Annotated in this window: 13 protein-coding genes and 1 tRNA gene; 7 read left to right on the top strand and 7 right to left on the bottom strand. The window is 65.1% G+C overall.

The annotated features are described in order from the left end of the window. Positions 1-2 precede the first annotated feature (2 nt). The 4 genes from FHT32_RS07060 to FHT32_RS07075 all read left to right on the top strand — a co-directional run bounded on the left by FHT32_RS07060 (position 3) and on the right by FHT32_RS07075 (position 3,708). Positions 3-1,523 (top strand): leucyl aminopeptidase, encoded by a 1,521-nt coding sequence (locus FHT32_RS07060; RefSeq protein ID WP_176663926.1) that lies wholly within the window; start codon positions 3-5, stop codon positions 1,521-1,523. Further along, on the top strand, positions 1,520-1,960 hold the full coding sequence (locus FHT32_RS07065) for a DNA polymerase III subunit chi (RefSeq protein WP_176663927.1): 441 nt from the start codon (positions 1,520-1,522) through the stop codon (positions 1,958-1,960). Before FHT32_RS07060 ends, FHT32_RS07065 begins: the two co-directional genes overlap by 4 nt. Position 1,961: 1 nt before the next feature. Continuing rightward, positions 1,962-2,357 (top strand): hypothetical protein, encoded by a 396-nt coding sequence (locus tag FHT32_RS07070; RefSeq protein ID WP_176663928.1) that lies wholly within the window; start codon positions 1,962-1,964, stop codon positions 2,355-2,357. Between the two features lie 136 nt (positions 2,358-2,493). Beyond that, a complete protein-coding gene (locus FHT32_RS07075) occupies positions 2,494-3,708 on the top strand; it encodes a branched-chain amino acid ABC transporter substrate-binding protein (protein ID WP_176663929.1) in 1,215 nt (404 codons plus the stop codon). 73 nt (positions 3,709-3,781) lie between these two features. Here FHT32_RS07075 and FHT32_RS07080 read toward each other — a convergent pair whose 3' ends face one another. The 5 genes from FHT32_RS07080 to FHT32_RS07100 form a co-directional block, all read right to left on the bottom strand. Beyond that, positions 3,782-4,171, bottom strand: a complete 390-nt coding sequence (locus FHT32_RS07080) for a response regulator (protein ID WP_176663930.1) — start codon at positions 4,169-4,171, stop codon at positions 3,782-3,784. Between the two features lie 90 nt (positions 4,172-4,261). After that, entirely contained in the window at positions 4,262-4,618 is a 357-nt protein-coding gene (locus tag FHT32_RS07085; protein WP_176663931.1) for a hypothetical protein, read from the bottom strand. A 210-nt stretch (positions 4,619-4,828) separates the two neighbouring features. After that, positions 4,829-4,919, bottom strand: a tRNA-Ser gene (locus FHT32_RS07090). A gap of 24 nt (positions 4,920-4,943) precedes the next feature. Beyond that, positions 4,944-5,888: an SPFH domain-containing protein gene (locus tag FHT32_RS07095; RefSeq protein WP_176663932.1), complete on the bottom strand. Its 945-nt coding sequence runs from the start codon at positions 5,886-5,888 to the stop codon at positions 4,944-4,946. 44 nt (positions 5,889-5,932) lie between these two features. After that, positions 5,933-6,358 (bottom strand): NfeD family protein, encoded by a 426-nt coding sequence (locus FHT32_RS07100; RefSeq protein ID WP_176663933.1) that lies wholly within the window; start codon positions 6,356-6,358, stop codon positions 5,933-5,935. Positions 6,359-6,574: 216 nt separating this feature from the next. On the opposite strand from FHT32_RS07100, the gene FHT32_RS07105 reads away from it, so the two are divergent. After that, on the top strand, positions 6,575-8,884 hold the full coding sequence (locus tag FHT32_RS07105; protein ID WP_176663934.1) for an arginine/lysine/ornithine decarboxylase: 2,310 nt from the start codon (positions 6,575-6,577) through the stop codon (positions 8,882-8,884). Between the two features lie 68 nt (positions 8,885-8,952). Here the strand turns inward: FHT32_RS07105 and FHT32_RS07110 are convergent, their stop codons facing one another. Beyond that, the gene (locus FHT32_RS07110) at positions 8,953-9,795 is read right to left on the bottom strand and encodes a DNA ligase (protein WP_176663935.1); all 843 of its coding nucleotides are present in this window, start codon (positions 9,793-9,795) and stop codon (positions 8,953-8,955) included. 66 nt (positions 9,796-9,861) lie between these two features. Then, positions 9,862-10,644, bottom strand: coding sequence for an enoyl-ACP reductase FabI (gene fabI, locus FHT32_RS07115; protein WP_176663936.1), 783 nt, complete (start codon positions 10,642-10,644; stop codon positions 9,862-9,864). Between fabI and FHT32_RS07120 the strand changes: the two genes are divergently transcribed. Continuing rightward, entirely contained in the window at positions 10,610-12,514 is a 1,905-nt protein-coding gene (locus tag FHT32_RS07120; protein WP_371132140.1) for an extracellular solute-binding protein, read from the top strand. The genes fabI and FHT32_RS07120 overlap by 35 nt on opposite strands. 26 nt (positions 12,515-12,540) lie before the next feature. Next, the gene (locus FHT32_RS07125; protein ID WP_176663937.1) at positions 12,541-13,554 is read left to right on the top strand and encodes a microcin C ABC transporter permease YejB; all 1,014 of its coding nucleotides are present in this window, start codon (positions 12,541-12,543) and stop codon (positions 13,552-13,554) included. Positions 13,555-13,562 lie beyond the last annotated feature (8 nt).

Below are 13,562 nucleotides of genomic sequence, written 5' to 3' on the forward strand. Positions count from 1 at the left end.
TTATGGACTTTCAACTCAAGACCCTCACCGTCGCCCAGGCCGCAGCCGAGAAATCCGATGTCCTGATCGTGCTCGCCGGCAGCGCTCCCATCGCCTCCAAAGACCCGCTTTCCGTGCTTGCCGCCTCTGCCCGCAAGGCCGGCGACCTGCCCGACAAGGCCGGCAAGCTGCTCAGCCTGTACCGCCCGGAAGACGTCGTGGCCCCCCGCGTGGTGCTCGCCGCCATTGGCGACGGCAAGCCGGCCTCGGTGCGCACGGGCGTCGTCGCGGCGGTCAATGCGGCCAAGGCCCAGGCGCCCAAGCGCGTGACCCTGGTGTTCGCGCAGCCCGCCGACGGCGCGGCGGTGGCTTGCGCCGTCACGGCGGCGGCCGAAGCCAGCTATGTCTACACCACCACCAAGTCGAAGGCCGAACCCCGCAGCATCCGCCAGCTGACTGTCGGCGTGGCCGATGCCGCCGCGGTCGCCGGCGCCTTCGACGACGCCCGCGCCACCGTGCGGGGCATCGAGCTGGCCAAGGAGTGGGGCAACCGGCCCGCCAACCACGCCACCCCCACGCTGCTGGGCGAGGCCGCCAAGGAGCTGGCGAAGCTGCCGAACATCAAGTGCGAGGTGCTGGGCCCCAAGGAGGTCGAGAGGCTCGGCATGGGCTCCTTCGCCGCCGTGGCCCAGGGCTCCGCCGAGCCGCTGCGCTTCATCGTGCTGCGCTACCAGGGGGCCTCCAAGGAGCAGGCGCCGGTGGTGCTGGTCGGCAAGGGAATCACCTTCGACACCGGCGGCGTCTCGCTCAAGCCCGCGGCCGAGATGGATGAGATGAAGTTCGACATGTGCGGCGCGGCCAGCGTACTCGGCACCTTCCGCGCGCTGGGCGACATCCAGCCCGCCATCAACGTCGTCGGCCTCATTCCTTCGTGCGAGAACATGAACGACGGCCGCGCGGTGAAGCCGGGCGACGTGGTCACCAGCATGAGCGGCCAGACCATCGAGGTGCTCAACACCGACGCCGAAGGCCGGCTCATCCTTTGCGATGCGCTGACCTACGCCAGGCGCTTCGAGCCCGCCGCCGTGATCGACATCGCTACGCTGACCGGCGCCTGCGTGATCGCCCTGGGCGGCGTGCGCAGCGGCCTCTTCGCCAGCGACGACACGCTGGCCGCCGCGCTCGAAGCCGCCGGGGAAGCCTCGCAGGACCGCTGCTGGCGCATGCCGCTGGACGACGACTACGCCGAGGGCCTGAAGAGCAACTTCGCCGACGTGGCCAACATTGCCGGCCGCGCGGGCGGCGCCATCACCGCGGCCAAGTTCCTGCAGCGCTTCACGAGCGACTTCCCGTGGGCGCACCTGGACATCGCCGGCACCGCCTGGAAGAGCGGGGCGGCCAAGGGCTCGACCGGCCGGCCGGTGGGCCTGCTGGTGTCCTATCTCACGAGCCGCGCGGGCAGCGGCGAGGCATCGGGCAAGGCGAAGCCCAGGAAAGCCAGGGCCACCGAGGCCACGGGCAAGAAGGCGCGGTCCGCGAAGTGACGGAAATCGGCTTTCACTACAACGCGCGCGACAAGCTGACCTACGCCTGCCGGCTGGTTCGCAAGGCCGTGAACACGCGCGGCCTGCGCGTGGTGGTGGTGGGCGATGCGCGCTCGCTCGACGCGGTGGATGCCGCGCTGTGGCAGCTGTCGCCGGTGGACTTCGTCGCGCACTGCCGCGACGATGCGCCGGCCCATGTCGTCGCGCGCTCGCCCGTGGTGCTGTCGGCGCAGGGGGCCGACGCGGCCTCGCTGCCGCACCGCGAGATGCTGGTGAACCTGGGCCTCGAAGTGCCTGCGGGCTTCGAGCGCTACGAACGCATGATCGACATCGTGAGCGACGAGGCCAACGACCGCCAGGTCGGCCGCGCCCGCTGGCGCCACTATGCCGATCGTGGCTACACCATCCAGCCGCACGACTTCGCAAAGAGTTCCTGACATGGCCAGCACGCTGCGCACGCCACCCCGGTTCGTTCCCACGCTGACGACGGTGCTCGAGACTCCTGCGGAGCCCGCGAGTCCCGAGCCGCAGGCCGCGCAGCCGCCTGCGCCGGACCCGGCGAGCTCGATGGCATTGCCGCCGGCCGCGCAGCTCTCGCAGGCGGAAATCGTCAGCCTCGAAGAGCAGTTGCTGCATCGCGTGCTGCAGCGCGTCGACCTGTCGCTGGAAGAGCGTTTGAGCGACACCGTGTCAGCTGCCGTTCAGCATCAGCTCGACGCAATGGTGCCGCGTTTGCGCAATGAAATCGAGGCCGTTTTGCGCGCGCTCGTGATCGAGGCAATGGCCGCCGAACTCAGCGAAAACACCGGGTCTACGCCAGCTTCCGGGGCCTGAATACTGGGCTAAACTGCGCCGCAGGTCGGAAGGGCGTGAGGGTGCCGCTGGTCTGCGGCGCGAAACTTGCGAGGTCAGCGCGCCCGGATCACACGACCGGTTTTTTATTCTTTTCATCCAAGTTCTGGAGGTTCTCATGCAATTGAAATGGACTGCGGTCGCACTGGCTGCAATCACGCTCGTGGCTTGCGGCAAGAAAGAAGAAGCTGCTGCTCCCGCTGCAGCGCCCGCGCCAACGGCCGCGGCCCCGGCTGCACCTGCACCCGCACCTGCCGGAGAAACCCTGGTCGTCAAGATCGGTCACGTGGGACCTACCAGCGGTGCCATTGCCCACCTCGGCAAGGACAACGAGTTCGGCGCCAAGATGGCCATCGAAGACCTGAATGCAAAGGGCCTCAAGATCGGCGACAAGGTTGCCAAGTTCGAACTGGTCGCAGAAGACGATGCAGGCGATCCGAAGCAGGGCACGGCTGTGGCCCAGAAGCTCGTGGACGAAAAGGTCAACGGCGTGGTCGGTCACCTGAACTCGGGCACCACCATCCCCGCCTCCAAGCTGTATAGCGACGCTGGCATTCCGCAGATCTCGCCTTCGGCCACCAACCCGAAGTACACGCGCCAAGGCTTCAAGACCACGTTCCGCGTGGTGGCTGACGACACGCAACTCGGCGGCACGCTGGGCAAGTACGCAGTCGAAACGCTCAAGGGCAAGAACATTGCCGTGATCGACGACCGTACCGCTTATGGCCAGGGCGTTGCCGAAGAGTTCGAGAAGTCGGCCAAGGCCGCTGGCGCCACCATCGTGGGCCACGAGTTCACCACCGACAAGTCGACCGACTTCAACGCCATCCTGACCAAGCTGAAGGCCGCCAAGCCCGACGTGCTGTTCTTCGGCGGCATGGACGCCGTCGGCGGCCCGATGCTCAAGCAAGTCAAGCAACTCGGCCTGAACGTCAAGTTCATGGGCGGCGACGGCCTGTGCACCAGCGAACTGCCGAAGCTGGCTGGCGATGCCATCGGCGAAGACATGGTGGTGTGCGCTGAAGCCGGCGGCGTCGACGGCGACTTCAAGCAGCCCCTGGAAGACTTCAAGGCCAAGTTCAAGACCAAGAACGGCGTGGAAGTGCAGATCTATGCACCGTACGTGTACGACGCGGTCAACGTGCTGGCCGAAGCCATGGTGAAGGCCGGTTCGTCCGACCCCGCCAAGTACCTGCCCGAAGTGGGCAAGGTGCAATACAAGGGCGTGACCGGCCCGATCGCCTTCGACGAGAAGGGCGACATCAAGAATGGCGCGCTGACGCTGTACACCTACAAGGGTGGTGCGCGCACGCAGATCGCCGTGGTGCGCTGATTCGCTTCAGCCAGAAAAGAGAAAAGGGCCTTCGGGCCCTTTTTTCATGCTTGTCTGTTTCAGCGCCAGGCGGTCAGAGCGGCGCGAGGCCCGAGGGGCGGTTGGCGTTGCAGTATTCGATGAAGGCGTCGAGGTCGCGCGACTTGTCGAACACCGCATCCGCGCCGAGCGCCGTGCAGCGAGCCCGGATGTCCGCCGTCACGTAGTTGCTCAGCACCACCACCCGCTGGCTGGGCTTGCGGTCCCTGCAGCCCCCGAGAACGCCGAGGCCGGAGCCTTCCTTCAGGAAAAGATCGACGATCAGCAGTTGCCAGCCGTCGGGATGCTCTGCGAGCCACGCGAGGGCGTCCGTCTCGGTTTCGGCGAAGCCGACCACCCGGCCGTTGACCAGATCCTCGAGTGCCGGGACCAGGTTGTCCCTGATGGTCTTGTTGTCCTCGACGAGGAACGTGATGAGGGCCATGCCGTGGTTTCGCTTTGAGAACGAATAGCGTAGCGTGCCTGGCGGCAGCCCGGCGTAGGAGAAGGGATACGGACGAGGTCCGGTGCGAGGTCAGTCCGAGCCTTTGGCGCGGATCTTCGCCTTGAGCTTCTCGGCCAGCGCCTGGCTCTCGTCGCGCTCGGCCGTGACCTCGAGGCGCTTCTCGATTTCCTCGGTCAGCGCAGCATTGACCTCGGCGAGCTTCTCGGCCGACTTGGCCAGCTTTTCCTCGAGCTGGCTGGTGTGCTCGATGGCCTGCGCCACCTCGCCGACCTGCACTTCCTCGGGCAGTTCCTGCTCGAGCACCGTATTGACGACGGCGAGGTTGTCCGATGCCCGCTGCACGTCCGCCGCCACCTGCTCGCTCTTTTCCAGGGTTCGGTCCAGCGGCGTCGTGCCGCGAGACGGGTTTTGCGGTTTTCCGGCCATCGGGGGATCCTTTGCAGGCGTAAAAGTAGAACCTTCGAATCGTAGCTCCAGACGGGAGCGCCCGGGTGCTTATCCCGGTTGTTGCAAGGCAACGCCGCTTCCCGGGCGGGGGCGGGGGAGAAGCAGGAGACAAAAAAGCCCAGGCGCTTGTGGCGACTGGGCTTCCTGTGTCGTTCGAGTGTCCGTGAACGGTTACGAACAATCAATCTCTGGCGGAGCAGGCGGGATTCGAACCCGCGGAGGGCTATTAACCCTCACACGCTTTCCAGGCGTGCGACTTAAACCGCTCATCCACCGCTCCTGAGCCCACGATTGTAGCAGTCAGTCAGCCCTGATTTCCCGGACCTTGCACCGAAGACTTGCCGGCCTGCACCATCCGCATCGCTGAAGCGATCAGCGTGGCGGTTTCGGTCATGTTGCTGGGCACGATCAGCGTGGTCTTGGAGTCGGCCGCCACCTTGCCGTAGGCGTCGACGGCTCGCTCGGCCACCTTGAGCTGGACCGCCTGCTCGCCGCCCGGCTGGCGGATGGCGGCCGCCACCCGTTCGATGGCGTCGGCCGTTGCCGTGGCAACCGCGGTGATGGCGGCAGCTTCACCCTGGGCGTTGTTGATCTGGGCCTGCTTCTCGCCCTCCGAGCGGGCGATGAAGGCCTCGCGCTCGCCGGTGGCGATGTTGATCTGCTCCTGGCGGCGACCTTCGGAGGCGGCGATCAGCGCGCGCTTTTCGCGCTCGGCGGTGATCTGGCGCTGCATCGCCTGCAGGATTTCCTTCGGCGGCGTCAGGTCCTTGATTTCGTAGCGCAGCACCTTCACGCCCCAGTTCAGCGCCGCCTCGTCGATCGCCGCCACCACCTGGGCGTTGATGACGTCGCGCTCCTCGAAGGTCTTGTCGAGCTCCAGCTTGCCGATCACGCTGCGCAGTGAGGTCTGGGCGAGCTGGGTCACGGCCACGATGTAGTTCGACGAGCCGTAGCTGGCGCGCATCGGGTCGGTCACCTGGAAGTACAGGATGCCGTCCACCTGCAGCTGCGTGTTGTCGCGCGTGATGCAGATCTGGCTGGGCACGTCGAGCGGGATTTCCTTCAGGCTGTGCTTGTAGGCCACCCGGTCGATGAACGGGATCAGGAAGTTGGGGCCGGGCGTCATCGTGCCGTGGTACTTGCCCAGCCGCTCGCGGATCCAGGCGTTCTGCTGCGGCACGAACTTGACCGACTGGCTGATGAAGATGATCGCGATGACCAGGATGATGAGTGGTACCGAGAATTCCATGGTGCGCTTCCTTTTCTGAGTTCTGTCTACGACGGACTGACTGACTAAACCTTGTCGACCACCAGTCGGCTGCCGACCACCTCGACCACGCGGTGCTCGCCGGTGGAGGGCGCGCGGCCCGCGCGCTGGATCACGGTCCATTGCGCCCCGCGATAACGCACTGTCGCCGTGCCGTCCGGGTTCCAGGCATCGACCTGCACGGTCTCGCCGATGTCGAGATTCACGTCGCGGTTGGCTTCGGTGGGCGGGGCAGGGGGGCGCCTGCGCTGGATCGTGTACCAGACCAGCACGGCCCCCACGCCGATGACGGCCGCCACGATGAGTTGCGTGACGGTGCCGAAGCCCAGGTGCGCCGAGATGGCCGCCGCCGCGAAACCGGCTGCCAGCAGCAGGAGATAGACGGTGCCCGAGAGCAGCTCGACCACGATGGCCACCCCCGCAATCAGCCACCAGACAGTGGAATTTGCCATGTCGACTCCTCTTGTTACTTGTTCGATGCGCGCCATTCTGATGCATTCGCTCCAAGCGCTTGCCCTGCGTAGGGATACTGCATCGGGGAGGGCGAAGGAAGCCTTGCCGGACCGCTCCGAATGGCTTGTGCGAAGCTGACCGGATCCGTCATCCGAATTCCGTACACTTCGCGCCTCGCCACATTGCTGTCTGTCTGCCTGTCCGGAGCCCCGCTCATGAAATTTCGCTTTCCCATCGTCATCATCGACGAGGACTTCCGCTCCGAAAACACTTCGGGCCTCGGCATCCGCGCGCTCGCGCAGGCCATCGAGACGGAAGGCTTCGAGGTGCTGGGCGTCACCAGCTACGGCGACCTGAGCCAGTTCGCCCAGCAGCAAAGCCGCGCCAGCGCCTTCATCCTGTCGATCGACGACGAGGAGTTCACCATCGGCCCCGACCTCGATCCGGCCGTGCTGAACCTGCGCACCTTCATCGGCGAAGTGCGGCGCAAGAACGCCGACGTGCCTATCTACATCTACGGCGAGACCAAGACCTCGCGCCACCTGCCCAACGACATCCTGCGCGAGCTGCACGGCTTCATCCACATGTTCGAGGACACCCCCGAATTCGTGGCGCGCCACATCATCCGCGAGGCCAAGAGCTACCTCGAGAGCGTGCAGCCGCCGTTCTTCAAGGCGCTGATCGACTACGCGGAAGACGGCTCGTATTCGTGGCACTGCCCCGGCCACTCGGGTGGCGTGGCCTTCCTGAAGAGCCCCGTGGGCCAGATGTTCCACCAGTTCTTCGGCGAGAACATGCTGCGCGCCGACGTCTGCAACGCGGTGGAAGAGCTCGGCCAGTTGCTCGACCACACCGGCCCGGTCGCGGCCAGCGAGCGCAACGCGGCGCGCATTTTCAACGCCGACCACTGCTTCTTCGTGACCAACGGCACCAGCACCAGCAACAAGATGGTGTGGCACCACACGGTGGCGCCGGGCGACGTGGTGGTGGTCGACCGCAACTGCCACAAGTCGATCCTGCATGCGATCATCATGACCGGCGCGATTCCGGTGTTCATGAAGCCCACGCGCAACCACTTCGGCATCATCGGCCCCATTCCCAAGAGCGAGTTCGAGCAGAGCGCCATCAAGGCCAAGATCAAGGCCAACCCGCTGCTGGCCGACGTGGATGCCGACAAGGTCAAGCCGCGCGTGATGACGCTCACGCAGTCGACCTACGACGGCGTGATCTACAACACCGAGACCATCAAGAACATGCTCGACGGCTACGTCGACACGCTGCATTTCGACGAGGCGTGGCTGCCGCACGCGGCCTTCCACCCGTTCTACGGCGCCTACCACGCGATGGGCAAGCGCCGGGTGCGTCCGAAGGAATCGCTGGTGTTCGCCACACAGTCCACCCACAAGCTGCTGGCCGGCATCAGCCAGGCCAGCCACGTGCTGGTGCAGGATTCGCAGAACCGCCAACTCGACCGCGACCTCTTCAACGAGGCCTACCTGATGCACTCGTCGACCAGCCCGCAGTACGCGATCATCGCGAGCTGCGACGTGGCCGCCGCCATGATGGAGCCGCCCGGCGGCACCGCGCTGGTGGAGGAGAGCATCCTCGAGGCGCTGGACTTCCGCCGCGCCATGCGCAAGGTCGAGGAGGAGTTCGGCAAGGACGAGTGGTGGTTCAAGGTCTGGGGCCCCGAGAAGCTCGTCGACGAGGGCATCGGGCGCGCCGACGACTGGATCATGCACGGCGAGAAGAACGGCCAGCCCAAGGGCAAGAGCAAAGGCAAGAATTCGCCGCGCAACTGGCACGGCTTCGGCGAGCTGGCCGACGGCTTCAACATGCTCGACCCGATCAAGTCGACCATCGTCACGCCGGGCCTGGACCTTGAGGGCAACTTCGCCGAGACCGGCATTCCGGCCAGCGTGGTGACCAAGTTCCTCGCCGAGCACGGCGTGATCGTGGAAAAGACGGGCCTCTACAGCTTCTTCATCATGTTCACCATCGGCATCACCAAGGGCCGCTGGAACACGCTGCTCACGGCGCTGCAGCAGTTCAAGGACGACTACGCGCGCAACCAGCCGATGTGGCGCATCATGCCGGAGTTCTGCCAGCAGCACCCCGGCTACGAGCGCCTGGGCCTGCGCGACCTGTGCCAGCACATCCACCAGCTGTATGCGCGCTACGACGTGGCCCGACTCACGACCGAGATGTACCTGAGCGACCTCACGCCGGCCATGAAGCCCAGCGATGCCTTCGCCCACATCGCACACCGCAAGACCGAGCGGGTGGAAATCGACGAGCTCGAAGGCCGCATCACCACCAGCCTGATCACCCCGTACCCGCCGGGCATTCCGCTCTTGATTCCGGGCGAGGTGTTCAACAAGAAAATCGTCGACTACCTCAAGTTCTCGCGCGAATTCAACACGCAGTGCCCTGGCTTCGAGACCGACATCCACGGCCTGGTGGCGCGCGTCGACGAGACGGGCAAGAAGCGCTACTACGCGGATTGCGTCAAGGAAGCGAAGTAACCGCCTGGCGGGGGTGAAGAGCCGATATCGGGATATCGGCCCGGTCGATCAGGTCGATTGATCAGCGATCAGCCCTCGCGCACTCGCATGAAGCGCGCGAAACGGGGCAGGCCCTTGGCGGTGAGGCCGTTGTAGCGGTAGGTCACCCAGGTGCCGATGGCGGGCGGGTTTTCGCGCTCCGCGTCGGTCAGGCCGGTGCCGAGCCTGAAGCGCTTGCCTTCGGGCGTCTCGACCACCAGCGCGCCCAGCCGGGAGCTGTGCCTGCCCTTGCCGGGCAGGTGCTCGATCACCCGGGCTTCGGCGTCTTCGTAGGGCTTGACCTTGAGCAGGTCGTTGCCGCGTTCGCCCTTGTAGAGCGAAGCCCCGCGGTGGAGCATCAGGCCTTCGCCGCCCATCTTCACCGTCTTGTCGAGCAGCGCCTGCAGTGCCTCGTGCGTGGTGGCGCGTTCCTGCGGCACCGGCACCACCCACGGCGCGTCGGTGACGGGCAGCAGCTTGCGCAGGGCCGCCAGCCGCGCCGTGAAATCACCGGGCTGCGTGGGCAGGTCGAACGCCATGAAGCGCATCTCGTGCCACGCGACGTCGTTGGGGGTCTGGTTGCGTGCCGTCGATACCGCGTGCGAGAAGCGGCCCCTCCCGGCCCACAGTTCGCCGTCGAGCGGCTGTTTCGGCAGCGGGGCGGTGAACCATGCCGGAGCGACGATCCGCTCGCCGCCGCGCGTCCAGAGCTGCCGGCCGTCCCAGTAGGCGCGCACGCCGTCGTACTTCTCGCTGACCCAGTAATCCGCCAGCGACATGCCGGGGCGGTACGTCTCGGCCAGCATCAGCGATGGCGCGGCCTCGCGCGAGAGCGCGGCCGGCGCGATGGCCAGGCCGAAAGCGGCAAGCAGCAGGGAGCGGCGGTTCAGCACGTTGCTATGAAATAAGTAGCAAAAAAGGCCGCTGGTGCGGCCCTGTGACATCGGGCGCTGACGGGGTTATTCCGCCATTCCACCGACCACGTTGCTGAAGCCGCCGTCCACGTAGGTGATCTCGGCGGTCACGCCGCTGGCCAGGTCGCTCAGCAGGAAGGCGGCCACGTTGCCGACTTCCTCGATGGTCACGTTGCGCCGGATCGGCGATGCGTCGGCCACGGCCGCCAGCATCTTGCCGAAGCCCTTGATCCCGCTGGCCGCCAGCGTCTTGATCGGGCCCGCGCTGATGCCGTTCACGCGCATGCCCTTCGGGCCGAGCGAAGCGGCGGTGTAGCGCACCGAGGCTTCGAGCGAGGCCTTGGCCAGGCCCATGGTGTTGTAGTTGGGCAGCGCGCGCTCGGCGCCCAGGTAGGTCAGCGTCAGCAGGGCCGACTTGTCGTTGAGGTAGGGCAGGGCCGCCTTGGCCATGGCCGGGAAGCTGTACGCGCTGATGTCGTGCGCGACCTTGAAGCCCTCGCGCGAAAGCCCGTCGAGGAAGTCGCCCGCGATGGCCTCGCGCGGCGCGAAGCCGATGCTGTGCACGAAACCGTCGAACTTGGGCCAGGCCAGGGAGAGGTCGGCGAAGAGCTTGTCGATCTGCGCATCGTCACTCACGTCGCAGTCGAAAATCAGCTTCGAGCCGAAGTCTGCGGCATATTCGGTGATACGGTCCTTGAACCGCTCGCCGACGTAGCTGAAGGCGAGTTCCGCGCCCTGGTCGTGACAGGCCTTGGCAATGCCATAAGCAATGGAGCGATTGCTCAATACACCGGTGATCAGCAGTTTCTTGCCCGAAAGAAAGCCCATGAGGTTGCCTTGTGAAAATCTTGGGCAGAATTCTCGCATGCGAGGTTGGCTGCTTCTGACGTTGGCTCTCTTGGCGCTCCCCTCGTGGGCGGCGCATGGCCTGGGCATGGGCTACGAGCCGAAATACCCCGCGTCGTTCAGGAATTTCGACTATGTGAACCCGGACGCCCCCAAGGGCGGGGAGCTCGTGCTGTCGGCCAGTGGCACCTTCGACAAGCTCAACCCGTTCACTCTCAGGGGCGTACCGCCGGTGGGCATGGGCTACAGCGCCAACGGTTTCGTATTCTCGGAGTACGGCCTGATCTTCGATTCGCTCATGACGCCCAGCGAGGACGAGCCGTTCTCCAACTATGGCCTCCTGGCCGAGGACGTGCAACTGGCCGCTGATCGCCTGAGCGTAACCTTCCGCCTGAACCCGAAGGCGAAGTTCTCCGACGGTTCCCCGGTGCTCGCGAAGGACGTGAAGTACTCCTACGACACCCTGATGAGCAAGCAGGCCGGGCCTACCTTCCGCTCCTACTGGGGGGACATCAAGGACGCAGTGGTGGTCGGGGAGCGCACGGTCCGCTTCGACTTCAAGCGCCAGAACTCGGAACTGCACATGATCATCGGCCAGCTTCCGGTGTTCTCCAGCACCTGGGGCAAGGGCAAGCCATTCGACCAGATCGTGAGCGAGCCACCTATTGCCAGCGGGCCGTACGTCGTGGACAAGGTCGATTTCGGCAAGCATATCTCCTACCGCCGGCGGCCGGACTATTGGGCCGCCGACCTCCCGGTGCGCAAGGGAATGTTCAATTTCGGCTCGGTGTCCTACCAGTACTTCAAGGACGCGCTCGGCGAGGAAGAGTCGCTCAAGGCGGGATCGCTCGATGCGATGGAGGAGCGTTCGATCATTGCCTGGGTCCGCCGCTACAAGGGGCGCCGCTTCGATTCCGGCGAGTTGATCAAGGAAGAGATCGCGCACCGCCGCTTCACCGGGATGCAGGGCCTGGCACCCAATCTGCGGCAGCCGCGCTTCCAGGACATGCGCGTTCGCCAGGCACTGGCGCTGGCCTTCGATTTCGACTGGCTCAACCAGCACCTTTTCTACGGACGCAGGGCCCGTACGACAAGCTACTTCCAGAACAGCGACGACCTCATGGCCCAGGCCGAGATCACCCCCGAGGAGCAGGCGCTGGTCGATCGCCTGAAGAACAGGCAGCGCTACATCGACAACACCAAGGGCGAACTGCCGCGCCCTGCCACCACGGGGGACACGGCCGAGGGCTTGCGGCGCAACCTCGTTCGCGCGCAGGAACTGCTGCGGGACGCAGGCTGGAACTACAAGGACGGCGCGTTGCGGGACAAGGACGGCACGCCCTTCGTCATCAGCTTCGACATCCCGGACCGCAGTTCGGGCGTGGTGCTGGCACCCTATGCGCGCAACCTCGCCAAGCTGGGAATCAAGCTCGATTACCGCCTGCGCGACCCAAGCCTGATCAAGAAGAAGCAGGACGATCTCGACTTCGACATGGTCATCAACATTGCGGGTGGATCGTCGAGTCCGGGCAACGAGCTGTATGACGATTTCGGCTCGAAGTCGGCCAATGAAAAGGGGAGCCAGAACCTCAGCGGCATCAGCGATCCGGTGATCGACGAGATTCTCGAAATGATCGTCAATGCCCCCGACCGCAAGGCGCTCGCGGCGGGTGCGCGGTTGTTGGACCGCTACTTGCTCCACCAGCACTACGTGATCCCGATGTACTACGGCAAGCAGTATTTCATCGCCCACAAGCGCAAGCTGCACCGTCCGGACGCACCGTTGCCGCAACGCCTTCTCGCCGGTTCGGCGATGCTGACGATGTGGTGGATCGATCCGGCGGCGAAGTAGCAGCCCGACAGACACAGACAGACCGCATGGCCGCCTACCTGCTCCGACGACTCCTGCTGATCATTCCCACGCTGTTCGGAGTGCTGCTGATCAATTTCGCCATCGTGCAATTCGTTCCGGGTGGTCCGGCCGAGCAGTTGCTCTCGCAACTGACCAACAAGGAGAACCGCCTCTCGGGTGGTCCGACGGGGCGCGCCCTCGATGCCAAGCAGATCGCGGAGATCAAGGCTCTATACGGCTTCGACAAGCCGGCGCCGGAGCGCTTCTGGCAGATGATCAAGCAGTTCGCCAGCTTCGACCTGGGCAAGAGCTTCTTCCAGAGCAAGGGCGTGTGGCAGCTCATCAAGGAGAAGCTGCCGGTCTCGATCAGCCTGGGGCTCTGGACTTTCTTCATCAGCTACCTGATAGCGGTGCCGCTCGGCGTTGCAAAGGCGGTGCGTGCCGGCTCGCGCTTCGATTTCTTCACAACTCTGCTGGTGCTCGTCGGCTACGCGATACCGGGCTTCGTGCTGGGCGTGGCGCTGCTGGTGATCTTCGGCGGCCAGTTGCAGTGGTTTCCGCTGCGCGGGCTGACCTCGCCGAACTGGGAGTCGCTGAGCTGGGGCGCACGCATCGTCGATTACCTGTGGCACATCACCTTGCCGGTGACGGCCATGGTGCTCGGCAGCTTCGCGATCACCACCATGCTCACCAAGAACTCGTACCTCGAGGAAATCCGCAAGCAGTATGTGCTGACGGCGCGTGCCAAGGGGCTGGCGGAGCGGCAGGTGCTTTGGAAGCACGTGCTGCGCAATGCGCTGATCCCGATCATCACCGGCTTCCCGGCCGCATTCATCGGTGCGTTCTTCTCCGGCGCACTGCTGATCGAGACGCTCTTTTCGCTCGATGGAATGGGCCTGCTGAGCTACGAAAGCGTCCTGCGGCGCGACTACCCGGTGTTCCTGGGCACGCTCTATCTGTTCACATTGATCGGGCTGGTGACCAAGCTCATTTCCGATCTCTGCTATGTCTGGGTCGATCCGAGGGTGAAGTTTGACTAACAAAGAAG

The organism is Variovorax sp. SG517 (assembly GCF_013376045.1).
In the GTDB taxonomy this organism is placed as follows: Bacteria; Pseudomonadota; Gammaproteobacteria; order Burkholderiales; family Burkholderiaceae_C; genus Variovorax.

Excerpts from the sequence above, each read along its gene's own strand:
- FHT32_RS07075 (WP_176663929.1), top strand. The coding sequence starts at position 2,494 with ATGCAATTGAAATGGACTGCGGTCGCACTGGCTGCAATCACGCTCGTG.
- FHT32_RS07070 (WP_176663928.1), top strand. The coding sequence starts at position 1,962 with ATGGCCAGCACGCTGCGCACGCCACCCCGGTTCGTTCCCACGCTGACG.
- FHT32_RS07080 (WP_176663930.1), bottom strand. The coding sequence starts at position 4,171 with ATGGCCCTCATCACGTTCCTCGTCGAGGACAACAAGACCATCAGGGAC.
- FHT32_RS07085 (WP_176663931.1), bottom strand. The coding sequence starts at position 4,618 with ATGGCCGGAAAACCGCAAAACCCGTCTCGCGGCACGACGCCGCTGGAC.
- FHT32_RS07105 (WP_176663934.1), top strand. The coding sequence starts at position 6,575 with ATGAAATTTCGCTTTCCCATCGTCATCATCGACGAGGACTTCCGCTCC.
- FHT32_RS07095 (WP_176663932.1), bottom strand. The coding sequence starts at position 5,888 with ATGGAATTCTCGGTACCACTCATCATCCTGGTCATCGCGATCATCTTC.
- FHT32_RS07100 (WP_176663933.1), bottom strand. The coding sequence starts at position 6,358 with ATGGCAAATTCCACTGTCTGGTGGCTGATTGCGGGGGTGGCCATCGTG.
- FHT32_RS07125 (WP_176663937.1), top strand. The coding sequence starts at position 12,541 with ATGGCCGCCTACCTGCTCCGACGACTCCTGCTGATCATTCCCACGCTG.
- FHT32_RS07060 (WP_176663926.1), top strand. The coding sequence starts at position 3 with ATGGACTTTCAACTCAAGACCCTCACCGTCGCCCAGGCCGCAGCCGAG.
- fabI (WP_176663936.1), bottom strand. The coding sequence starts at position 10,644 with ATGGGCTTTCTTTCGGGCAAGAAACTGCTGATCACCGGTGTATTGAGC.